The sequence below is a fragment of the Hymenobacter lapidiphilus genome (genome assembly GCF_003417065.2).
In the GTDB taxonomy this organism is placed as follows: domain Bacteria; phylum Bacteroidota; class Bacteroidia; order Cytophagales; family Hymenobacteraceae; genus Hymenobacter.
In genome coordinates, this window is sequence record NZ_QVLT01000013.1 from 99,280 (window position 1) to 121,917 (window position 22,638).

20 protein-coding genes are annotated in these 22,638 nt (G+C 56.7%); 4 read left to right on the forward strand and 16 right to left on the reverse strand.

Translation table 11 applies throughout. The features are described 5' to 3' along the window. Positions 1-15: 15 nt before the first annotated feature. From D0N36_RS09865 to D0N36_RS09885, 5 genes are all read right to left on the reverse strand, one after another. Complete coding sequence (locus D0N36_RS09865; protein WP_116941226.1) at positions 16-888, reverse strand: ChaN family lipoprotein; 873 nt, start codon at positions 886-888, stop codon at positions 16-18. A 147-nt stretch (positions 889-1,035) separates the two neighbouring features. Beyond that, the gene (locus tag D0N36_RS09870; protein ID WP_116941227.1) at positions 1,036-2,421 is read right to left on the reverse strand and encodes an ABC transporter permease; all 1,386 of its coding nucleotides are present in this window, start codon (positions 2,419-2,421) and stop codon (positions 1,036-1,038) included. A gap of 192 nt (positions 2,422-2,613) precedes the next feature. Then, positions 2,614-3,555 carry an ABC transporter ATP-binding protein gene (locus D0N36_RS09875; protein WP_116941228.1) on the reverse strand — a complete coding sequence of 314 codons (942 nt, stop codon included), beginning with the start codon at positions 3,553-3,555 and terminating at the stop codon, positions 2,614-2,616. Positions 3,556-3,636: 81 nt separating this feature from the next. Further along, positions 3,637-4,251 carry a hypothetical protein gene (locus D0N36_RS09880; RefSeq protein ID WP_116941229.1) on the reverse strand — a complete coding sequence of 205 codons (615 nt, stop codon included), beginning with the start codon at positions 4,249-4,251 and terminating at the stop codon, positions 3,637-3,639. Next, a complete protein-coding gene (locus D0N36_RS09885) occupies positions 4,251-4,766 on the reverse strand; it encodes an RNA polymerase sigma factor (RefSeq protein WP_116941230.1) in 516 nt (171 codons plus the stop codon). Before D0N36_RS09885 ends, D0N36_RS09880 begins: the two co-directional genes overlap by 1 nt. Positions 4,767-5,005: 239 nt before the next feature. On the opposite strand from D0N36_RS09885, the gene D0N36_RS09890 reads away from it, so the two are divergent. Then, positions 5,006-6,184: a zinc metalloprotease gene (locus D0N36_RS09890; RefSeq protein WP_116941231.1), complete on the forward strand. Its 1,179-nt coding sequence runs from the start codon at positions 5,006-5,008 to the stop codon at positions 6,182-6,184. 469 nt (positions 6,185-6,653) lie between these two features. Next, the gene (locus D0N36_RS09895) at positions 6,654-7,553 is read left to right on the forward strand and encodes a TraB/GumN family protein (protein WP_116941232.1); all 900 of its coding nucleotides are present in this window, start codon (positions 6,654-6,656) and stop codon (positions 7,551-7,553) included. A gap of 110 nt (positions 7,554-7,663) precedes the next feature. Here the strand turns inward: D0N36_RS09895 and dnaJ are convergent, their stop codons facing one another. From dnaJ to D0N36_RS09930, 7 genes are all read right to left on the reverse strand, one after another. Then, complete coding sequence (gene dnaJ / locus D0N36_RS09900; protein WP_116941233.1) at positions 7,664-8,806, reverse strand: molecular chaperone DnaJ; 1,143 nt, start codon at positions 8,804-8,806, stop codon at positions 7,664-7,666. Between the two features lie 184 nt (positions 8,807-8,990). After that, positions 8,991-9,533: a nucleotide exchange factor GrpE gene (locus tag D0N36_RS09905; protein ID WP_116941234.1), complete on the reverse strand. Its 543-nt coding sequence runs from the start codon at positions 9,531-9,533 to the stop codon at positions 8,991-8,993. Between the two features lie 161 nt (positions 9,534-9,694). Beyond that, positions 9,695-10,690, reverse strand: coding sequence for a GTPase ObgE (gene obgE, locus D0N36_RS09910; protein WP_116941235.1), 996 nt, complete (start codon positions 10,688-10,690; stop codon positions 9,695-9,697). A gap of 154 nt (positions 10,691-10,844) precedes the next feature. After that, positions 10,845-11,468: an adenylate kinase gene (locus tag D0N36_RS09915; protein WP_116941236.1), complete on the reverse strand. Its 624-nt coding sequence runs from the start codon at positions 11,466-11,468 to the stop codon at positions 10,845-10,847. A gap of 121 nt (positions 11,469-11,589) precedes the next feature. Beyond that, positions 11,590-12,183 (reverse strand): hypoxanthine phosphoribosyltransferase, encoded by a 594-nt coding sequence (gene hpt / locus D0N36_RS09920; RefSeq protein ID WP_317191455.1) that lies wholly within the window; start codon positions 12,181-12,183, stop codon positions 11,590-11,592. Between the two features lie 158 nt (positions 12,184-12,341). Next, positions 12,342-14,549, reverse strand: coding sequence for a sodium-translocating pyrophosphatase (locus D0N36_RS09925; protein ID WP_116941237.1), 2,208 nt, complete (start codon positions 14,547-14,549; stop codon positions 12,342-12,344). Positions 14,550-14,815: 266 nt separating this feature from the next. Then, positions 14,816-15,730: a M20/M25/M40 family metallo-hydrolase gene (locus D0N36_RS09930; protein ID WP_190242600.1), complete on the reverse strand. Its 915-nt coding sequence runs from the start codon at positions 15,728-15,730 to the stop codon at positions 14,816-14,818. 111 nt (positions 15,731-15,841) lie between these two features. Here D0N36_RS09930 and D0N36_RS09935 point away from each other — a divergent pair, with 111 nt between their 5' ends. Together D0N36_RS09935 and D0N36_RS09940 are read left to right on the forward strand one after the other, a co-directional pair. Continuing rightward, the gene (locus D0N36_RS09935; protein WP_116941239.1) at positions 15,842-17,155 is read left to right on the forward strand and encodes a tetratricopeptide repeat protein; all 1,314 of its coding nucleotides are present in this window, start codon (positions 15,842-15,844) and stop codon (positions 17,153-17,155) included. Between the two features lie 116 nt (positions 17,156-17,271). Further along, the gene (locus D0N36_RS09940; RefSeq protein WP_116941240.1) at positions 17,272-18,654 is read left to right on the forward strand and encodes a hypothetical protein; all 1,383 of its coding nucleotides are present in this window, start codon (positions 17,272-17,274) and stop codon (positions 18,652-18,654) included. A gap of 83 nt (positions 18,655-18,737) precedes the next feature. Here the strand turns inward: D0N36_RS09940 and D0N36_RS09945 are convergent, their stop codons facing one another. The 4 genes from D0N36_RS09945 to D0N36_RS09960 form a co-directional block, all read right to left on the reverse strand. Beyond that, a complete protein-coding gene (locus tag D0N36_RS09945) occupies positions 18,738-19,691 on the reverse strand; it encodes a GNAT family N-acetyltransferase (protein ID WP_116941241.1) in 954 nt (317 codons plus the stop codon). Next, entirely contained in the window at positions 19,678-20,535 is an 858-nt protein-coding gene (locus D0N36_RS09950) for a carbohydrate deacetylase (protein ID WP_116941242.1), read from the reverse strand. The genes D0N36_RS09945 and D0N36_RS09950 overlap by 14 nt, the downstream gene beginning before the upstream one ends. A gap of 57 nt (positions 20,536-20,592) precedes the next feature. Continuing rightward, entirely contained in the window at positions 20,593-20,985 is a 393-nt protein-coding gene (locus tag D0N36_RS09955) for a MaoC family dehydratase (protein WP_116941243.1), read from the reverse strand. Between the two features lie 146 nt (positions 20,986-21,131). Next, positions 21,132-22,202: a glycosyltransferase family 4 protein gene (locus tag D0N36_RS09960; protein WP_116941244.1), complete on the reverse strand. Its 1,071-nt coding sequence runs from the start codon at positions 22,200-22,202 to the stop codon at positions 21,132-21,134. Positions 22,203-22,638 lie beyond the last annotated feature (436 nt).

Genomic DNA, 22,638 nt, shown 5'->3' on the forward strand with positions numbered 1-22,638 from the left:
CCGGCAACCGGCTACTCAATAGGTCTTGGTCATATCGGCCGGCACCACCACCACGAAATCAGCTTTCTGCTGATTGTCCTGCTCCAGCTTCGCCAGCTGCTCCTGCGAAACGGTGCTGATGGTGAGCACCTTCAGCTGCGGGTTTTGCTGGCGTAGATAAGCCAGGATGCCGTCGTGGTTGTCGGAGTGGTAGCTGCCGTTGAGGTGCAGCAGCAAGTGGCCGGTGGGGCGGGCTTGGTTGAGGAAGAACGCCATCGTGGCATCCTTGAGGGCCTGGGCCTGGATGATGTTCTGCACGCCGGCGGCATGGGCCCCGTCGCCCCCGAACATTTTCACCATGTTCTTGTAGCCGGGCAGCTCGTAATCCACCGTCAGCGGTAGCGAAGGCAGCCAGGCTTTGGTAATGGCGCTCAGCGTGTCGAGAGCCGCGAGGCTGCCTTTGGCCACCAGCGAGGCGTAGCGCCGCGGCACGTTGGTGCCCACCACCCGAAACTTCTGCTTTCGCGCCAACTGCAGTAGCGGCTTGTAATCGGTGCCATAGTTGGGCCAGGGGCGGCTGCCGGCCTCAAAAGCCTGGTCGTCCAGCTCGCCGGTTATGTATTGGTCGACCAGCGGCTGCACGTCGCGCTCAAACATCTCCAGGCCCAGCACCAGCTGGCCCTGTTTCAGGCGGAGTAAGTCTTTGGTTAGCTGCAGCTGCAACCAATGCGCGATGGGGTCGTTGTGCTGCTCGCCGAAGAAAACGACATCGGCGGCGGCCAGCTTCTTCAGCATGGCCACGTAGCCCACCGGCTTACCGGCGGCCGTAAACAGGCGGTAGGCCGGCCGGTCCTGGGCTTTGGCCAGGGCGGGGCCGATGAGTAGTAGCAGGAAGAGGAGGATGCGCATAGTTCAAAGATAACAGCTGGCGCGAGCCCAATCTGCCTGTCATCCTGAGCAGGCGAAGGACCTATACGGAAACCAACCCAACGAGTGGATTTGCTTCTGCATAGGTCCTTCGCCTGCTCAGGATGACGGGCAGAATTTACCGTTCTATCAACCCTTATAAAACAGCCACTTCGACAGCTCGCGGTAAGTAATTTTCTTGCCGTACATGAGCACGCCCACGCGGTAAATGCGCGCCGCCACCCAGACGGTGCCGATGAAGCCCACAATCAGCAGCGTAATGGACAGGGCCAGCTGCCACACCGGCACGCCGAACGGCAGCCGGATAACCATGGCAATGGGCGAGGTGAACGGAATCATCGACATCCAGAAAGCCACTGGGCCATCGGGGTTGCGCAGAATCACGCTCACCCCGATGATGTAGCTCAGAATCAGCGGCATGGTAATCGGGAACATGAACTGCTGGGTATCGGTCTGGTCATCCACGGCCGCCCCGATGGCCCCGAACAGCGCCCCGTAGAGCAGGTAGCCGCCCAGAAAGTAAATCACGAAGCCAAATACAATCATGCCCAGCGGCAGCCCGCGCAGGGCCTTGAACACGCTGAACCGCTCCGATACGGCCGCCGCCGGGTCGGGAGCAGCCGCAGCATCGGCCGACGCCACTTCGGCGCCGCCGCTAACCCCGGCGGCCCGCTCGGTGCCGCCGGGGTTGGCAGCGGTTTCGGTTTTGGCCGTGGCGGCCAGCTTATCGGCAAACAGGGCCGTTACGGCCGTGGTGGCGCCCACCGATAGAATTCCCCAGAGCAGAAACTGGGTGAGGCCCACGGCCGCAATGCCCACAATTTTGCCCATCATCAAGTCAAACGGCTTCACCGACGACAGCATCACCTCCATAATCCGGCTCGACTTCTCCTCGCCCACGCCGCGCATAATCTGCACGCCGTACATGAAAATGAACAGGTAAATCAGCAGGGCCAGCGCGTAGGCAATGCCCGAAGTGGCCAGCGCATTATTACTTTTCTCCTTACCGGTTTCGTCGAGGTTGATGCCGGCGACGTCGATGTTGGTTTTCAGCGCATCCAGCTTCTCTTGCGACAGGCCCGAGGCCCGCATCTTATCCTCCGAAAACAGCTTGTCGAGGGCGGTTTCCACGGCTTGCTGCTTGCGGATGCTCACGTTGCCCTTGGCGAAGAGTTGCACGCCGCGCGGGGCCTCCAGGCTCAGGCCGGCCGGCAGGTGCAGCAGCCCATCGTCCTCCGACTTGAGGTAGTCCTTCTTCACCGTTTCCAGCGGGCCCTGCACGGGTTTGAACTGCATTTGCTTCGTCGATATGAGCCGGGCTCCTAAATTCTGCCCGCTCATATCGAGCACCTGCACTACATCCTGCGTATCGTTGTCGGAAGTGGCAATCTTGACGATGAAAAAGCCGAACGCGGCCACAATCAGCGGCACGAGCAGCGTCATAATCAGGAAGCTGCGCTTTTTTACCCGGGTCAGGTATTCGCGCTGCGCGATAAGCCAGAAGTTGGAAGGCATTGGTTGGGATATTAGGGTCTGGGATGGACGTTTGGAAGGGGCTACCAGGTAAGAACGTGTCATGCTGAGCGGAGCCGAAGCATCTCTACCGCAGTAGTAAATACTAACGCCTGATTACTATCGCAACGAAGCGGTAGAGATGCTTCGACTTCGCTCAGCATGACGTTCTTTCTGGCAACTGGCAACTGATTACTACGCCACCGGCTCTTCTATCAGCGTTTCGGGCATGGTTTCGCGTACCCGGCGGATGAAGATTTCGTTGATGCTCGGAATCAGTTCACGAAAGGCGTGCACCTCGATGTTGCCGATGAGGTAGCGCAGCAAATCGTTGGGCGTGGTGCCGGCGTGCAGGCGAATGATGTCGTGGAAATGGTCGTTTTCCCGCTCATGATGCTCCAGCACCTCAAAATCGGGATGCACCACCATCAGCCGGCCCTTGCCCTCCACCGAGTAGGTCTGGGTTCGGAAGGTGTCCTTCACGGCGCTTACCGGCCCGTCGAGCACCTTGCGCGAGCGGTTGATGAGGGCGATGTTGTCGCACATTTCCTCCACCGATTCCATGCGGTGCGTTGCCAGGATAATCGTCGCGCCCTTATCGCGCAAGGCCAGAATTTCGTCCTTGATGAGGTTGGCGTTGATGGGGTCGAAGCCCGAAAACGGCTCATCGAGAATAATAATGCTGGGTTCGTGGAGCACGGTGGCAATAAACTGCACCTTCTGTTGCATGCCTTTGCTCAGGTCCTCCACGTTCTTTTCTACCCAGGGCGTCAGGTCGAAGCGCTGAATCCAGGCCTTGATGCGCTGGGTGGCGTCGGTACGGCTCAGGCCTTTGAGGCGGGCCAGGTACAGCAGCTGCTCGCCCACTTTCATCTTCTTGTAGAGGCCGCGCTCCTCGGGCAAATAGCCAATCTGGCCAATGTGGCGCGGGGCCAGCTTCTCGCCCCGGATGCGGATTTCGCCCGCGTCGGCCCCGGTTATCTGGGTGATGATGCGGATGAGCGAGGTTTTACCCGCGCCGTTGGGCCCGAGCAAACCGTAAATACTCCGGTCCGGAATTTCCAGGCTCACATCATTCAGGGCGACGTGCTCGCCGTAGGTTTTACGCACGTTCAGGACTTCAAGGGCAGGTTGCACAGCTGGGAACAGGAAGGTTGAGCGTTTAAATGTAGCGTTTTCTGAATTCTTAGTTGGACGATTTTCAACCAACCGGCCGCCTCAGTCCCGCAACTCGCGCAAAGCTCCTTCCAGCTGGTCGAGATGGCGGCCATAGAGGCGCTGCAGGTACCAGCGGGTAATGGCTCGGATAATGAAGGTGCCGACTACGCCCACAATAAGTAGAACGCCCGCCAGCATCAATAGGTAGTTGGTACGCAACGGCTCGGGTTGGGCGAACTCATACCCAAACTTGTAGCAAAAACCCAGAAGGAGCGTGAACGGCAGGGTTATCAAGGTGGCCCAATAGTACCCTTTCAACATCCGCCGCACTTGGGTCGTCAGCTTCTCCAGATGCCTACGCACATGTCCTTCTACTTCGGCCATTCGGCGCAACAGGCCTAACTTATGGTAGTAATAGTAAAGCTGTGCCAGACACAGAAACAGCAATAGCATCCCCCCAAACTGGAAGCGGGCGTCGCTGCTTGTGAAGCATATCCAGCCAACAATTAGCATCAAGCCGGCGGTTAGCCCGGCTTCCGAGCGCGCACTAGAACGCATTTTTTCTACGAGTCCGGGCTTTTTAGTCAGTAGCAGCTGCATTTGCGCGTCAGTAAGTGGTAAATCGTTGTCGGCAGTTTGCGCCTGCCATTGTCCCTTCAAGTCATCGAGTTCCATCAGGCGGGTTGGGTTAGCAGTTGGCGAAGCTTGTCCTGCACGCGGTGCATTTTCACGCGCACGTTGTTGGGGGTGATACCGAGGATATCGGCCATTTCGGCGTAGGTTTTTTCTTCGAGGTAGAGCAGCACGAAGGCTCTTTCGACGTCGGAAAGCCGCTCAATAGCCCGGTAGAGTTCGGCCAAGGCGTCGGGGTCGGGGCCTTCGGGCGGGGGCGCGGGTAGTTCGGGCAGGCCATCGGGGCCGGGCAGGGGGTCCGCGGCAGGGCGGCGGCCGCGGCGACGCAGGTCCGATATGGCCACATTCAGCGCCACCCGATACAGCCAGGTGCCCACCTGCACGTCGGGCCGGGCCTCGTAGCGCGGCCATGCCCGCCACAGCTGCAGCACGATTTCCTGGTACAAGTCCTGCCGGTCATCGGCATCGGCGCAGTACAGGCGCGCCACCCGCCGCAGCCGGGGCTGGTGGGCATTCAGCATTTCCAGGAACTCAGGCGCAAGTACAGCAGATGCCATCAGGAGAACATTTGCAGCCTATATCGGCCGTTTTCGGTTGGCATTACAGGATTAGGCTATTTTATTTCCCCGCCGGGCAACACACCAGGGTAGCAGGTGAGAAATCTGTTCTGCCAGACTTGCCAACGGCCCGGCAGAGCATGGCAAGAACATGTATTCACACTTATATTTCACTGGCCATAGCAAGCTGCTCCGGATGCTCACCGTTTGCTGTATCGCCATCTACAATTAGCCGCCACATGAAAAAAGCTCGTCTCCTACTCATCATCGTAGGCTCTGCGCTAATTGGGGTAGTGATTGGCCGGAGTATCGCTAAGCTGATTCCGGCGTCCGACCTGCACCCACTCTTCGGTCATGCCGTTGGATGGGCCGAAAACCTGCTCAAGGGGGGAGCCGTGCTGCTGGCAGCGTGGGCCGCGCTGGCCGCGCACGAACTGGGCCACCTGCTGATGGGCTTAGGCCAGGGGTTTCGCTTTGTCCTCTTCGTAGCGGGGCTGCTGGGCGTCCGCCGCCACCCGCGTACCGACCGGGTGGAAGTGTACCTCAATCGTGACCTGGCCTTGGCGGGGGGCGTGGCGGCCACCGTGCATACCCGCCGCGGCCCCCGGCTACGGCAGCAGCTGGCGGCCGTCTGTGCGGCGGGCCCGTTTACCAGCCTGCTTACCGGCGCGGTAGCATTGGCCACGGGCTGGCACCTGCTGCACTCGCCCACCACCACGCTCCTGAGCACGGTCGCCGGGCGGGCCGGAGTGGTTTTCCTGCTGGTGTTCGGACTGATGTCGGTGATGCTGTTTCTGGTCACTACGCTACCCAACCGCACGGGGCCGTTCTTTACCGATCGGGCCCGGTTTTTCCGGCTGCTGGGCGGCGGAGCCGCCGCCGCCACCGAGCAGGCGCAGTTGGAACTGATGGCTCACACCCAGTCGGGCCAGCCCTACGCGACCCTCAACCCTGACCAATTGGAGGTGTTGTTCACTGATGAGGAACCGTTCGTGCGTTGTTTCGCTCATTTTATGGCTTACTACCGCAGCCTCGACCGGGCTGAGCCACTGGTGGCGCTAACCCATATCCGCGCTGCCGACGAGCTGGCCGCCAACCAACCACAGCTATTCCGGGACGAAATCAGCAAAGAACGCACCTTCGCCGAAGCCTTTGTAGCCCGTGACGCCGCCGCCGCCGAGCAGGCCTGGGATAGCATCAAACCGGCCTTGCGCCAAACGCCGACCGCTCAGCACTACCTCGTGCAAGCAGCCTTGGCGCTGGCTCATCAAAATACCGCCGAGGCCCGTCGCCTTGCCCACGAAGGTCAGCAGGCACTGCCTACCACGCCCACCAAAAGCGAAGATGCGCTACGGGCCAAGCTACTTCGTCGGATTGTAGAAGCCTTACCCGCTGAGGCCCTGCAAACAACGCCGTAGCACGCCGCGCGCAGTAGCCTTCTGCGAACCGGAACGCTACACCGTAAAAAGCGCCTGCCTCTTTTGGGGCGGGCGCTTTTGTTTTCTCGCGGAGGTCCGCAGAGGTAAAGGGAGGACCTTATTTTAGCCTCCGCGCATCCCTCCGCGGACCTCCGTGAGAAAAATTTTACCAAATCGTGTAATGTCCGCCGAAAACCGCCGATATAGATGACGAATCTCCTCCCCGTGGCTTCTGCTCCGCTCACACCGGAATTACTAGAACCGTTGAACGCCCGCTTCGGAACAGCCGGGTATTTCCATTCGAGGAATCAGCCCTGGTTCCAACATACAAGGACGTGATTTGAGCAGCAGGCGCTTTTGCTACGCCTGTTCTGCCCGCTATACCACGCTACACAACAGCCGATGGCTGGCGCAAAAACCAAAGAGTCAGTTCAAAACCATCATCTTTTTCACCCTTTTCCTGCAAACAATGCGCCTTCTTACCCTCTCACTCGCCGCTGCTTTATTATTGGCCAGTCCGCTTGCCCAGGCCCAAAAGGCGGCGAAGGCTCCCAAAGCAGCCGCTACTCCGGCAACCACCAAAGCCCTGCTCTGGGAAATTTCGGGCAACAAGCTCGCTAAGCCTTCCTACGTATTTGGCACTATTCACATACTCTGCGCCGACGACCTGAAGGTGAGCGAGGCCGTGAAAAAAGCGGTTGACAACTCCCAGCAAATTGCCCTTGAGCTGGATATGGATAGCCCCACCATGGCGCAGGAGATGCGCGGCCAGATGATGCTGCCGGCCGGCCAGACCGTGCAAGGCTGCATGACGAAGGAGGAGTACGCCGCCGTGAGCGACTATTACACCAACGAGCTGAAAATGCCCTTCGCCCAGATGGGCACCATGAAACCCTTCATCCTATCGTCCCTGATGTACCCCAAAATGCTGGACTGCCCGATGGGAAGCTACGAGATGACGCTGGTGGGAATGGCTAAGGCAAAGCAACTGGAGGTTGTCGGCCTCGAAACAGTAGCCGAACAAATGGGCATATTCGATAAAATCCCCTGCGACAAACAAGCGCGCATGTTATCGGATATGGTGGCCAAGCGAAGTGAAGCTCAGCAGGAATTTCGGGCCCTGTTTCAGCTCTATCAGGCCCAGGACGTAGAAGGTCTTCTGAAAATGTCGATGGGCAGCCTGTTCGGCATGCAGGAATATGAAGACCTGATCCTCACCAGCCGCAACAAGCGCTGGATACCGCTAATGGCGCAGCAAGCCACCAGCAAGCCGACCTTTTTTGCCGTGGGCGCCGCCCACCTGGGCGGCCCGAACGGCGTACTGGCGCTGCTCCGGCAGCAAGGTTACCAGGTGAAACCCATGTTGTAGGCCTGACTAAGGTTGCGTTATCAAAAAAAAGCCCGCCTTCCAATTTAGGAAGGCGGGCTTTTTTGTAAAGGCGCCATACCGGCGAGTCCTTCCATGTACGGAAGCGGCAGCTATGCGAAGTACTCCTTCACTTTCTCGAAGAAGCCTTTGTCGTTCTTGCCAGGGCTAGGCATAAAGTTGCGCGAGTCGCGTAGCTTTTCGAGTAGCTCGCGCTCCTCGCTACTTACGCTCTTGGGCGTCCAGACGTTGAGGTGGATGAGCTGGTCGCCACGGCCGTAGCCGTTGATATCCTTGATGCCCTTACCGCGCAGGCGCAGGATTTTGCCCGGCTGGGTGCCCGGCTCCACCTTAATCTTTACTTTACCCTCGATGGTGGGCACCTCAATATTGGAGCCCAAGGCGGCATCCACGAACGAGATGTACTGCTCGAACATGATGTTGTTGCCCTCGCGGCGCAACACCTCATGCGGCTCCTCCTCAATCTGGATAAGCAAGTCGCCGGGCACGCCGCCGCGCTCCGGGTAGTTGCCCTTACCGGTCATGCTCAGCTGCATACCCTCGGCCACGCCGGCCGGAATGTTGATGGGAATAACCTCCTCGTGGAGCTGGCGACCATCGCCCTTGCAAGTGTCGCAGGTGCTGGTAACCACCTTGCCTTCGCCCTCGCAGGTGGGGCAGGTGCTGGCGCTTACCATCTGGCCAAGCATAGTGTTCACCACCCGCTTCACCTGGCCCTGGCCTTGGCAGGTGCCGCAGGTTTTAAGGTCGGTGCCGTTTTTAGCGCCGGTGCCCGAGCATGGCTCGCAGGCCACGTAGCGCTTCACCTTGATCTTCTTCTCGACGCCGTTGGCAATTTCTTCCAAATCGAGCTTGAGCTTGATGCGCAGGTTGGAGCCCTTGCGCACGCGCCGCCCACCCTGCTGGCCCCGGCCGCCGCCAAAGAAGCTCTCGAAGCCACCGCCGCCGAAAATGTCGCCGAACTGGCTGAAGATATCCTCCATGTTGGGGCTGCCTCCCCCGTTGCCACCCATGCCCTGGTGGCCATACTGGTCGTAGCGGGCCCGCTTCTGCTCGTTGCTGAGCACCTCGTAGGCCTCGGCCGCCTCCTTGAACTTGTCCTCGGCCGTCGGGTCGTCGGGGTTTTTGTCGGGGTGATATTTGATGGCCACCTTGCGGTAGGCCTTCTTAATCTCGTCGCCCGCCGCGTTTTTGGCCACGCTCAGCACCTCGTAATAATCTCGCTTCGTTGCCATGGGTAAGGAGCTTTTAGCCTTGAGCTGATAGCTGTTAGCTTTTGTTTTGTCCGACTGATGATTACGCCGAAAACAAGGTGTATTTATTTGTGGGTAGGTGCTTCCCGTTGTTGGGCTTTGCGCGGTATTATGATAACCGGAAAGAAAGCTAACAGCTAGTAGCTGTCAGCTAAAAGCTCGGTACTTACTGGCCCAGCACCACTTTGGCGTGGCGCAGCACTTTATCACCGAGGTAGTAACCCTTCTCCACCTCGTCCACTATTTTGCCCTTCATCTCCTCCGACGGAGCCGGAATCTGGGTAATAGCTTCGTGTAGCTCGGGGTCGAAGGCTGTGCCTGCGGCATTCATCGGAGTCAGGCCTTTCTGCTCCAGAATTTTACCAAGCTTGTTCTGGATGATGTTCATGGCCTCGCGCACGGTGCCGGCATCTTCGGTTGTCTGGGTGTGGTGGCGGGCCCGTTCAAAGTCATCCAGCACGGGCAGCAACACAACCATCAGCTCCTGGTTGGCGCTCTTGAACAGGTCGATGCGCTCCTTGGAAGTGCGACGCTTGTAGTTCTCGAACTCGGCTGCCAGGCGCAGATACTTGTCCTTGAGGTCGGCCAGCTCGGTATCAGCCGCGGGCGCACCGGATTCGGGTGTCGGCTCGTCGGTCATTTCGCCAGCCGCAGTGGCGGCGGGGTCGGTCAAGTTGTCGTCCTGGGGCAGGTTCTGGTCGTCAGCCATAGTCGTAAAATATCGTCGAAAAGGGTTTTTCACTGGATTGGCCGAAAGGCAGAAGGCCGGGTGCAAGCAATAGGCCAAAGCGGTTTTGGCTGTCAGTTTGGCACAAACAACGGGCCGGGTGCAGGAGTCGTTCCCGCACCCGGCCCGTTGTTTATGGTGCTCTACTCCGCGTGCAGCGCCGTCCAGATCATATCCTTCAGCGGCTGGATGTTTTTGTTGGTCAGGCTGGAAATGAACACGGTGGGCAGCTCCGTGGGCAGCATGGCCCGAATTTCTTCCTCCAACTCCTCATCGAGCATATCCGACTTAGTGATGGCCAGCAGCCGCTTCTTATCCAGCAGCTCGGGGTTGAATTGCTCCAGCTCGCTGAGCAGCACCTGGTACTCGGCGTTGATGTCGGGCGAGTCGCAACTGATCATAAACAGCAGAATCGAGTTGCGCTCGACGTGGCGCAGGAAGCGGTGGCCCAAGCCTTTACCCTCGGCCGCGCCCTCAATAATACCCGGAATATCAGCCATCACGAACGACTTGTAGTCGCGGTAGGCCACCACGCCGAGGTTGGGCGTGAGGGTGGTAAAGGCGTAATCGGCAATTTTGGGCGTGGCGGCTGAAACCACCGAGAGCAGCGTGCTCTTGCCCGCGTTCGGGAAGCCCACCAAGCCCACGTCGGCCAGCAGCTTCAGCTCCAGAATCACCCACTCATCTATGCCCTCCTCGCCGGGCTGGGCATAGCTGGGGGCTTGGTTGGTGGCCGACTTAAAGTGGTCGTTGCCGAGGCCGCCGCGGCCGCCGGGCGTCAGAATCAGGCGCTGGCCGGCCTCCGTGATTTCGAGCTTTTTCTCGCCACTTTCGGCGTCGCGGGCCACCGTACCCAGGGGTACTTGGATGATAATATCCTGGCCCTGCTTGCCAGAACGAAGGTTTTCGCCGCCGCCTTCGCCCGCCTCGGCAATCAGGTGCTTCCTAAACTGCAGGTGCAGCAGCGTCCAGAGTTGGGAACTGCCCTCCAGGATGATGTGGCCGCCGCGGCCACCGTCGCCGCCGTCGGGGCCACCGTTGGGTAGTCCCTTGGCCCGGAAAAAGTGGTGCGAGCCCGCTCCGCCCCGGCCCGAGCGGCAGTTTATTTTAACGTAGTCGATGAAGTTATTGGAAGCCAATTTCGTTGAGAAGCTAGGAGTTGGAAGACAGGAGATAGAAGCCCTATCATCCCTAAAAAAGACTGTCATCCTGCCCATTCCGCTGGTTGAGCGGAGTACGCAGGATGACAGAAGAGATATTCTGCCGCAGCCCGAGCGGGCCGCAACGGCAAAGTTACGCTTTTACTTCCTGGGCAGCCTGCTGGCTGCCGCTGGGAGTGGCGGGCTGGTGCTGATCAAGGATGGCACAGATCTGGCCGAAAATGTCCTCGATTTCTCCTATGCCGTTCAGGGCGTGAAATTTATTCTGGGTGGCGTAATAGCCGGCTACCTGGGCCGTTTCGGTGTTGTATACCGTTACGCGGCGGCTGATTTTGGTCTCATCCTGGTCATCGGGGCGGCCCGAGGTTTTACCGCGTTCCAGCAGCCGCTTCACCAGCTCGTCCCCCTTTACTTCCAGCGCTACCATGCACGACACCTTAGTATCGTGGGCAGCCAGCAGCCGGTCGAGGCTTTCGGCCTGGGGCACGGTGCGCGGGAAGCCGTCGAAGATGAAGCCCGCCGCCTGCTCGTTCTCCTGCAGGGCCGAGCCGATCATGCCGATTACTACCTCATCGGGCACCAAAAGGCCTTCGTCCATGAGCTTTTTGGCTTTCAGGCCCAGTTCGGTACCGCGGGCAATCTGGGCCCGCAGCAGGTCGCCGGTGGAGAGATGAACCAGGTTGTAGCGGGCAATCAGCTTCTGACTTTGCGTGCCTTTACCGGCCCCGGGAGGGCCGAAGAGTACCAGATTAAGCATGAGCAGCGAGGAGTTACGCGGAAAGAATAAGTGGGGCGGGTTTGGGAAATATAAGCACGAAACGGCAAACGCCCCGCACAAAGCTACGGCCGGAATCCGGCACCAAGGGCGAATGTCTGGCTTATACGGCCTGATAGACGTCGGGGTAGTTGCGACCCAGACCGTCGAAATCGAGGCCGTAGCCCACAATGAAGTCGTTGGGAATGGGCAGGCCCACGTAGCGTAGCGGCAGTTCGTACTGCAGACACTCGGGCTTTAGAAACAGTGTGGCCACTTCCAGCGAGGCCGGCGCCTGGGCGCCAAGCGTGTCGAGGAGCATGCGCATGGTGTGGCCCGTATCTACGATATCTTCTACCAGCACCACATGACGGTCCTGCAGTTCCTCGGTCAGGCCCAGCACTTCTTTAATTTCGCCGGTGCTGCTGGTGCCCGTGTAGGAGGCCACCCGGATAAAGCACACTTCGCAGGTCAGGCTGATGTGCTTGAGCAAATCGGCAGCAAACATGAACGAGCCGTTGAGCACCACCACAAACAGCAGCTGCCGGCCGACATAATCCTGGTTGATACGGCCGGCGACGTCGGCAATGGCCGCCGTCAGCTCCCGGGCCGACAAATAGGGTTTAAACTCCTTGTCGTGCAGCGTAATATGGTCGGGGTTCATCCGCTTGAGGTTGGGCTCAAAGTCAATAGGCAGGTCAAAGGTAGAGTTTACCACTTAGATGGCAGTGAATAGATGGAGGGTTTGGGGAAAAAGCGAGGTAGGGTGCGGGGCTTGTCCCCGCCCGTCGTTGAACGCTGCGGGCACATACCGTTCAACGGCGGGCGGGGACAAGCCCCGCACCCTACACCGTTCATTTATAGCAAGCCGTTCCTCTATTTCCGCACCAGCGCTACCGTGGTTGCAGCCGCCACCACGGGTACTGCGGCCCGCACGTGCGTGGCCGGCACTTCGGGGGCCTGCACTACGCCGCGCGATGGTGCGGCAATATGAGGAGCAATGACGAGCGAAACGATGCTCATCAGCTTGATGAGGATGTTCATGCTGGGCCCCGAGGTATCCTTGAACGGGTCGCCCACCGTGTCGCCGGTGACGGAAGCCTTATGGGCGTCGGAGCCTTTGTACTGCATCACGCCATCAATCATCACGCCCTTTTCAAACGACTTTTTAGCGTTGTCCCAGGCGCCGCCAGCATTGCTCTGGAAGATGGCCATCAGCACGCCGCTCACCGTTACGCCAGCCAGTGTACCGCCCAGTACCTCGGGCCCGAAGGTGAAGCCCACCAGTACTGGTACCAGCAGGGCAATAGCACCCGGCAGCATCATTTCGCGGATGGCGGCGTCGGTGGAAATAGCCACGCACTTCTCGTACTCAGGCCGACCAGTGCCTTCCATGATACCCGGAATCTCACGGAACTGCCGGCGCACTTCCTGCACCATGGCCATAGCCGCCCGCCCCACAGCCGAAATAGCCAGGCCCGAGAAGATAAACGGAATCATGGCCCCCACAAACAGTCCCGCCAACACCCGGGCGTTGCTGATATCAATAGACGTGATGTTGGCCGTGCCCATGAAGGCGGCAAACAGGGCCAGGGAAGTAAGGGCGGCCGAGGCAATGGCGAAGCCTTTGCCCGTAGCGGCCGTGGTATTGCCCACGGCGTCCAGAATGTCGGTCCGCTCGCGCACTTCCTTGGGCAGGTCGCTCATTTCGGCAATGCCGCCGGCGTTGTCGGCAATGGGGCCGAAGGCATCGATAGCCAGCTGCATAGCGGTAGTAGCCATCATACCAGCCGCGGCAATGGCCACGCCGTAGAGGCCAGCAAACTCGTAGCTGAGGATGATACCCGCCGCCAGCACCAGAATCGGGAGCACCGTGCTTTCCATGCCCACGGCCAGCCCGCCGATAACGGTGGTGGCGTGGCCCGTGGAGCTTTGGCGCACGATGCTGAGCACCGGCCGCCGGCCCATGGCCGTGTAATACTCGGTGATGATGCTCATTAGCGTTCCTACTACCAGGCCCACAATTACGGCCCAGAACACGCTCATGGCATTGAACGTAACGCCGCGAATCACGAGGTCCTCGGTGGGCAGCATCCACTTAATAATGAAAAAAGAAGCTACCCCCGAAACGGCCACCGACACGTAGTTGCCGAAGTTGAGGGCCGCCTGCACGTTGCCGCCTTCTTTCACCCGCACCAGCAGAATGCCAATCAGCGAGGCCACAATGCCCATCCCGGCAATGACCATTGGCAGCAGAATCGGTGAGAGGCCCTGAAACTGGTCGCCGCGGGCAATTACCTCGCGGCCCAGCACCATGGTAGCCAGAATGGTGGCCACGTAAGAGCCGAACAGGTCGGCGCCCATGCCGGCCACGTCGCCCACGTTGTCGCCCACGTTGTCGGCAATGGTGGCAGGGTTACGGGGGTCGTCTTCGGGAATCCCGGCCTCGACTTTACCCACTAGGTCGGCCCCCACGTCGGCGGCCTTGGTATAGATACCGCCGCCCACGCGGGCAAACAGGGCAATGCTTTCGGCCCCCAGCGAGAAGCCGGTGAGCACCTCTAGGGCCGTTTCCATCTCGATGCCGTTGGCCGTGCCGCCCTTACTCACCACAAACAGCTGGTAGAAGACGATGAATAACGAGCCCAACCCCATCACGGCCAGCCCGGCCACGCCCATACCCATCACCGAGCCGCCCGAAAACGACACGTTCAGGGCCTTGCTCAGGCTGGTGCGGGCCGCCTGGGCCGTGCGCACGTTGGCTTTGGTGGCAATCTTCATCCCGATATAGCCCGCCAGCGCCGAAAGAAAGGCCCCTATAATGAAGGCAATAACAATCACCGGGCTCGACTTCTCTCCGGTGCTGCCCAGGTAAAACAGAAAGGCCGAAGCAATGAGCACGAAGATGAGCATCACCCGGTATTCGGCCCGCAGGAAGGCAATGGCCCCGTCGGCAATGTAGCCGGCAATGGTGCGCATCCGCTCGTCGCCAGCATCCTGCCGGCTCACCCAGCCCGAACGCACCCACGTGTATAAGAGCGCAAAAAGACCCAGTACGGGCACGGCGTAAAGAACAAGGGGCATAAGCAGTGGGAATTGGGAGTGAGGTTGGAGAAGTGTTTTGGTGGGGTAAAGTAGAGTTTATTCGCTAATACTCAATGCTTCTGATTTTTAGCTGTCAGCCGAGAGCGATTAGCTGTTAGCTCTCTTATGCACAAAAGGACGTCATCCAGGCTATGTAAGTCTTGCGCTACATAGCTTGAATGACGTCCTTTCTCCTCCAGAAGACGGTAACTTCTGTTTGAACGGAAGCTAACAGCCAGCAGCTCTCAGCTAATAGCTCAGAAATTCTACAGCTCTCGCATCAATACCCGATAAAGCGCCAGCATGCTCTCAATGTCGCGTTTGTCCACGATTTCATCGGGGGAGTGCACATTATCTTCAGGGGCTCCGATGAAGCACCAGTCCCAGGGCTGAGCGCCGTGCTGGAGCTCCTTGGCGTCGGAGCCGCCGCTACCTTCTACCTCCAGCTGATGCGGAATGCCCGAAGCCGCCGCTATCCGGCGGATGCGGTCCACGTAGGAGCGGCGCGGAATCAGCGAGTCGCGCAGGCTGATGGCTACGCCCTGCCCGGGCTGCACGCCTTCGGTTACCCAGGTGATATCGGAAATCAGGGCCTGGCGTACACCGTAGGTTTCGTAGATGTATTTGGCCAGATAAGCTACCGAGCCACCGCCATGCTCTTCCCAACATGAGAACACTATAATACCGTGCTCCAGTGTTTCGCACAGCCGCAGTGCATTCCAGACACCCAGACGATTGTCGAGGCAGCAACTTTGCACGGTGGTTTCGGTTTCACGGAAGTCGCAGTGGAATGTCAGTTCAGTACCACGGTCAATTTCTCGATGATAGTCGTAGCTCAGCGCGCCGGTGTCTTCGACCACTACCAGCGTGCAGTCAATCTTTCCCTGCGAGTCCTCCCCTACCAGCCGGTAGCCGGTTTCGGCCATCGGCCCGCCAATGCATACCAGTTGTCGGCCGTAGCGCACGGTAAAACCAATACTGTCGAGGTGAGCAAAAATAGCCGTTCGGGGACTACCAAACACCAGAATAATACAATCCTGAAATTCATCCCCATCTAGTATAGCAGGCATACTATGCCACTGGCCCTGGTTTTGCTGCACGTATCGGAGCACAAATTCAGCAAGTTGGGTTTCATGCCCGGCAGGGGCCGGAATATGGCACATAGTGCGTAGAAGCTCCATCCGGTATATATTTTTTGTCCAAAATAGCGCTAAAAGTTCTACTTTAGCCTTTCCGTCGGGCCGCGGCGGGCTCGTTTCCACTTCAGCCCGCCGCCGCGACTTGCCGAGCGTATGCACCAATTGTTACAATTATTATTCTTTCTGCTACTACTGCTTCCCTGGGTGGCCCGCGCCCAGCAGCCAGTGGGCACTCCTCCTCCACCGCCGCCCTCTGAGGCCACGCGTTCGGAAACCATGGTTCCCGACCCTACGCGCCCCGATCTGCTGCCCGACTCGACCCGGCAGGTGAAGCTGGCAAACGTTGATGTGGCTCCGGCGGCCGTTGACATTTCGGGGTGGCTGTTGCTCGACAAGGACATTCAGACCGAGCTGGAGGGAGCCGTGTACAACCTCTATAACTTTAAATATGATAAGGCCGAGCGGCAGTTCAGGAGCCTGCGCCGACGATACCCCAACCATCCAATGCCCTATTTCCTGCTGGGGCTCAGTGCTTGGTGGAAGATCGTGCCTACCGGCATTCAAACCAAGCTCTATGACCGGCAGTTCTTCGCCTACATGGATACCACGATAACCAAGGCTGAAGCGCTTTACAAAAAGGATAACAGGAATTATGAGGCCTGCTTTTTTCTGGCCGCCGGCTATGGCTTCGATGCTCGCCTGCACGCCGAGCGCCGCGACTGGCGCAAGGCCACCGTCAGTGCCAAACGCGCACTGGACTACCTCGAAAAAAGCAAGGAAGCCAACGACCTGAGCCCTGAGTTTCTGTTCGGGCAGGCACTGTTTAACTACTATGCTGTATGGGTGCCCGAAAACTACCCCCTCCTCAAGCCTGTGCTACTGTTTTTCCCGAAGGGGAACAAACAATTAGGCCTGCAACAGCTGCGCAACGTAGCTGAAAACGGGTTTTACGTTGGTCCTGAGGCGCGTACCTACCTCATGCGAATCTTGCTCATCGAGGAAGACAAACCAGCCGAAGCCCTGCCCGTAGCCCGCTATCTGGCCACCACCTATCCCGAAAACGCTTATTTCCAACGACATTATGCCAACGCCTGTTTCCGCGAAGGCCAGTTCCGGGAGTGCGAGCGGGTTAGCCGAGACCTGCTCGATAAGTTAGGCCGCGGCCTTCCCGGCTATGAGGCCAATGGGGGCCGCTACGCCACCTACTTCCTGGCTTACTTCATGCAGCACAAGTATAAGGACCTCGCCAAGGCCCGCGACTACTACCAACGCTGTATTGTATTTGCCGAACAGAATGGGGAAACCAATTATGGCTTCTACGTGTTCGCCAACCTAGCTTTGGCCCGTCTCGCCGCCGACGGCAAGGACTTTCGTTCTGCCCGACGCTACTATGCCGTAGTGCTGGAAAAGTCCGACCGCAAATCCGACCAGTTTAAGGAGGCTCGGGAGTACATGAAGGTGAAGTAAGCCGTAAAGAATACAGTCGAAAGAATGCCGCACTTCAGGTGCGCTCAGCACTAATATTGTGTGCTGTTTTTGGCAGTAATCACGCTGTATTTTTCCCGGACCAACAACCCAACCCAATGGATTTCAAGGATCTGTTTCTGACGCCCCTCTACCTGGCCCTGTTCTATGGGCTGGCTTTCGCGGTGCGCAAAAGGTTCACCAATCCGCTGACGAAAAAGTACTTTATCCCGGCTCTGTCGGTTAAGTTTCTTGGGGCTATTTCGCTGGGACTTATTTATCAATTTTACTACGGTGGTGGGGATACATTTAATTATTTCAACGAAAGCAAAGTAATTCATCAGGCCTTTTTTGAATCACCAAGTGACGGTATTAAGTTATTATTTACTGCTGATGGTATTGCAGAAGGCTCTATTGCTAAATATGCGGTTCAGATGCATTGGTTTCATTCAGAAACGGAATATTTCATAGTTAAGGTATGCGGATTTTTAGGCCTATTTTGCTTTCATACTTATTCCGTTATTGCCCTTATGTTTGCCATGATCAGCTTTAGCGGTATGTGGGCTTTATATAATACTTTTTTAAGATTATACCCTCGACTATATAAGCAGTTGGCTATTGCAGTATTTTTTATTCCTTCCGTATTTTTTTGGGGTTCGGGAATTTCTAAGGATGCGCTGTGCATCGGTGCGCTTGGCTGGATGTTCTTCGCTTTTTACAATCTACTCGTTGCTCGCACCAAACTACCGCAAGCCATTATAACCATACTAATTGCGGGCTTTGTACTGAAGTCGGTCAAGATTTATATCCTAATCAGCTTTATCCCCCCGGTTATGCTCTGGGTTACGACGCAGTACAGTGCGCGCATTAAGTCCGGAGCATTACGCGCCCTTGCTATGCCAATCATGATTGTACTAGGAGCGGTAATCGGGCTTGCCCTCAGTCAGTCAGTGGCTTCTGGCAACAAAAATTACGACTTCGATAAAATTGAGGACCGCGCAACTGTTGCCTCGACTTACCATAACAGCATCAGTCATTCAGATGAGAACAAAGGCCGGGGCATGGGTAACTCCGGTTACTCTATGCCGGATTTTACCGGCCCCGCTGATATTCCCAAGCTAGCCCCGCAAGCTGTTATCATCGGTTTATTCCGCCCGTTTATGTGGGAAGTGAGTAACCCAGTCATGTTGCTTTCTGGCATCGAGATTTTATGGATCACCTATCTTACTTTTCAGGTGTTTCGACGAACCGGCTTCTTCAAGACTTTTGGTCGAATTGGTAGTACTCCGCTCGTACTGTTCTGCGTAGTTTTCTCGGTCCTGTTCGCCATTGGTACTGCGATAACATCCGGTAATTTTGGCAATCTGGTACGTTACCGGATTCCACTATGGCCTTTCTATCTGACAGCGTTATTTGTCTTACAGGATGGATTTCCGGTTAAAAAGAAAACAGTCCGACGTATTATTGCTCGACCAGTAAACCGGCAGGTGGCTGGTGCATAATCCGTATAGCTTTTCAGCAATTCGGCCGGCTCTTACATAGCGTAGGAACCGGCCGATTTTTTTTATCAAAAAATATATCTAACCTACACGAAGTCTAGGTCACCGAAGAAGAAGTTAAAATTAACTTTTGCAAGTTCATCCGTTTCATCCTGATTTTTGCCTTTTACCAGGAAGTCAAACTGATTGCGCCACACTTTTCGGGCTACGCCTTTGGTCGCTTCGTCGATGAGGGAGTTGCCCATATAGAGCAAGCCCACTGATAGCTGCTTAGCGGCGTATATGCGGGCCTGCTTAACGAGATGGGCCAAATCGGCTTGCCGGTGAAAAGCGGCATCCATAAGAACAAATACAGGCAGGCCCTTCTTCTTGATTTTCTTTAGAAACACGTACCCAATCAGTTTACCACTTTTTTTCACCGCCAGTGTCACATACGCGTAGTGCTCTGACTTAAAGGTGAGGTAGCGCCAGTTCAGGAACTTCTCATCCTTTTTCATGGCATTCTCGAACTGGAAGGTAGACGTCTGAAAAAACGAACCATCTAATTTATTCACCTCCTCATACTGGCTACCCGCTGCCAAATGCAACGGGTTTGTAAAGAGCAACGTCAGGTCGGGATATATGCCATGACTGTAGCTGTACTTAGCCAAGTAAATAGGCTTAGCCACTGCATTAGGAAAAGCTAAGAAGCAGTCCCCTCCCCGCTCTAAGAAATCAGTATCCGTTTTTACATAGAGCTTTCCGAACAAGCCTTTACCACGCACCTCGTTGCTGGTAAGCACCTTCTGAATGAAGCCTGCTTTCCACGGACGCCCATTAATTTCGAACTGAGCATCGTTAGAAGAACACATACCGCAGGCCCGCCCGCCAATACGTGATAGAAAGAAGCTGAAGGAATCAAACGGATTATTGAAGTACCACCAATCGAGGTAGCCTGTTGTCATCCTATCGTCGTCGTTTTCGACGCGGTTTAGTTCGACCACATCTGCCAGATCAGTAGCGGTGGCTCGGTGCAAAGTGATTTCGTCAGAGTTTGCCATAAGTGGTCAGAGTTACGGTAGGATCAGCCTCGAAAAGGGGCTGACCGGTAAGGATACGGTGTTCGGCGTAGCATTTCTCAAAAAATGGCTGGCGCTGCGCCAAATCTGCTGGGTACAGCTCATCTAATTCCGGCCCCACGATGTAAGGATGGACCATCAACTCGATTACCTCAGCCGAGGCTGGTGCATTATGGACCAGTGCCCGTAATATGTCGGCGGTGTAGCTTGCCGGCGGTGTGCTCAAATCGTGTACCGATACGAGCAGATCATTAGTCCGGGTAAGCACTTGGCGGCGGAAGCTTTGGCTGGCGTTGTACAACACTCCCTGCTTCACAAATTTTGGCGGGCGAGTGAAAAGCAGTTTCAGGCTAGGGCGTACCGGAATAGCCAATCTGACGGACAGCTTTTCTCGCTTCAGCAGGGGCAACATGGCACCGAACACCACTGGGTTCATATGGGTATGCTGGTGCGAATCAGTATGCGTGGGCCTAATTCCGAGTGCTACTAAACGGTTATACTGGGCCTCAAATTCGGCAGCTACTTCAGCCTGCTTCACGCGGCCCAGCAGCAGCTTTTTCATCAGGGCACCGCGTTCCAGAAAATTGCCCTCCGCATCTACCAAGGAGGCCGCGTTGGTAAGTGGCCGGCCTTCCGTCAGGCAGAAATGCAGGCCGATGGCTAGGCCGGGGTTCTCCGCCGCCAATTGCGCACCTTCCTCCGTGCCGGGCATGGCCACCATCATTGTGGTGCTGGTAAGATTGCCCGCCCGGAAGCTCTCCACGATGGCCCGGTTTACGGGCGCACACAGCCCGAAATCGTCGGCGTTGATGATAACTTTGCGCATAAGGCAGTAAGCGGCCGACTCCAGAAAGAAGTCATCCAGCGGGTAAAGCGGAAAAGATTAGGCGTATTTCATAGTGGCTTCGCCCGTCAGCACGAGCTTACCGTCCTGATTGACGCAGGTAGTTTGTAGAGTAGCGATATGCTTTTCCTCATTCAGCGTCAGTACTTCCACTTCGGCCGTAATAGTGTCGTTGAGGAATACCGGCTTGAGAAATTTGAATGTCTGGCCCATGTAGATGGCGCCGGGGCCGGGCAACTGAGTGCCCAATACAGCACTGATCAACGAACCATACAACATACCGTGGCTGATTCGCTGCCCGAATAGGCTGGCCTGAGCATACTCCTCATCCAGATGCACTGGATTCGTGTCGAGGGAGAGTTGGGCGAAGGCGCGCACGTCGGCGTCGGTGATGGTTTTGGAAAGCCGAGCTTTCTGGCCGATTTCTAGCATAGTAGCAGAAGTGAATAAGGCGACAAGGTACGGACTGCCGTCGAGGGAATCATCACCCGGCAACCGCCATTCCTACGCAGGTACTGATGGGTAGTTGTCATACCAGCCACCATCCAGGTCGGCGGACGGGCAAACGGGCCACTAGCTTAGGAAAACAACCGGATGAAGTTTTCGGTATTAGAAACGACTGAATATCGTTCCCGCACGGTGCGCTGGGCATTTGCGCCCAATTGCCGCCGGAGCTCCGCGTCCTCAATCAGCCGGGCCAGAGCCTGGTACCAGTCTTCCTCCGTTTCACAGAGGAATCCGTCCACTTTGTTGGTCACGATTTTGGTATTTACTCCAACCGGCGAAGCCACCGCCGGAATACCCAGCGCCATGTACTGCAGGGCTTTGAACCCGCATTTGCCCAAAGAAAGTGGACTGATCTTCTCCTCCAGCGGCATCACTCCCGCATTGAACATTACCAGATCAGCAATTTCGGTAGCCTTGCGCCAAGGCACATAATCAAAACTCTGAAGGTCGAGTTGGGGGTCTTGGTTGGAAATAACTCGGAAGGTAAAATCGTGGGTTGCCTCAAGACGGCGTAGCACTGGCAGCAGCGAGGCCAGGTACACCATATTGGAGTGGGTGCCCGTCCAGCCCAGCACCACCTTCTCGCTGGTTTGCGGATTGGTGCGGTTGTGCAGGTTCACGGTGTCGATGGTAGTGGGGTTGAGCACCACGTTGGCATTATACTGGCCGGCATATTCGCACAGGAAGTCGTTGCCACAACTTACTTTATAACTCCAGCCGCAGATGGAGCCTACCTTACTGTGCCACTTTACGATGGCCGCCATCTGGTTATGCTTTGAGGTCAACGCCATCCAGATGGCATCGTCAAAGTCATAGATGATTTTTTTGCCCAGTACTTTGGCAATGAGCCATTCAAAAATGGGCGGCCCGATGGGTGTGACTTCGCGATGAATAAATACATAATCATGCCCCGGTACTTCGAGCAAGTGTTTTAGACGACGGCCGAAACCCTGAACAATCCCCCATATTTTAGCCGCTTGGTGTCCTGGCTTGTAGAGAATCCGCCAAGTGTTGAGGTTAAGAAAAGAACGCTCAGTGTATTCAATTCCCCGTTCGCGCAGGGCCGGAAAATACTGCTCGAAACGAAAACGCTGCGAAGGGGCTTCTTCGGCGGGGTATGGGGTCAAAAAAAGAATCTTCATCGAAAGTTAATCGGTACAACACCCCTCATGCAGGCTTACGCTCCGGGCCGGATTATATGTTGGAAGCCTGCTATCAGTGGGCTACGCTCCTACGGTAATAGCACAGCCCAAAAGTACGAAACTATTCCGGCGGCTTTTGGCCAACTGCCCTGCCTCTTACCTTATGAAGTGGGTATATTTGGCTTCTCTATTCCCAAAAGATTCCCATCGCAGCGCTCCTGCTTTCCATTGAAATTCACCAGTACTACAGCGTGTGGACGCCAAATAGGCCATCATTACCTTTTCTGCCAAGTGTCCACATGTTCTAGCTGTATAGTCCCAGGGAGAGATGGTGTATTTTCCGGGCTGGAATTTCGCACGCACTTATGGGACAAATACTCCACGGCAGCGCCCGCACAACTTCGGCAATACGGGCCGCTATCCAACGTAGTCAGGA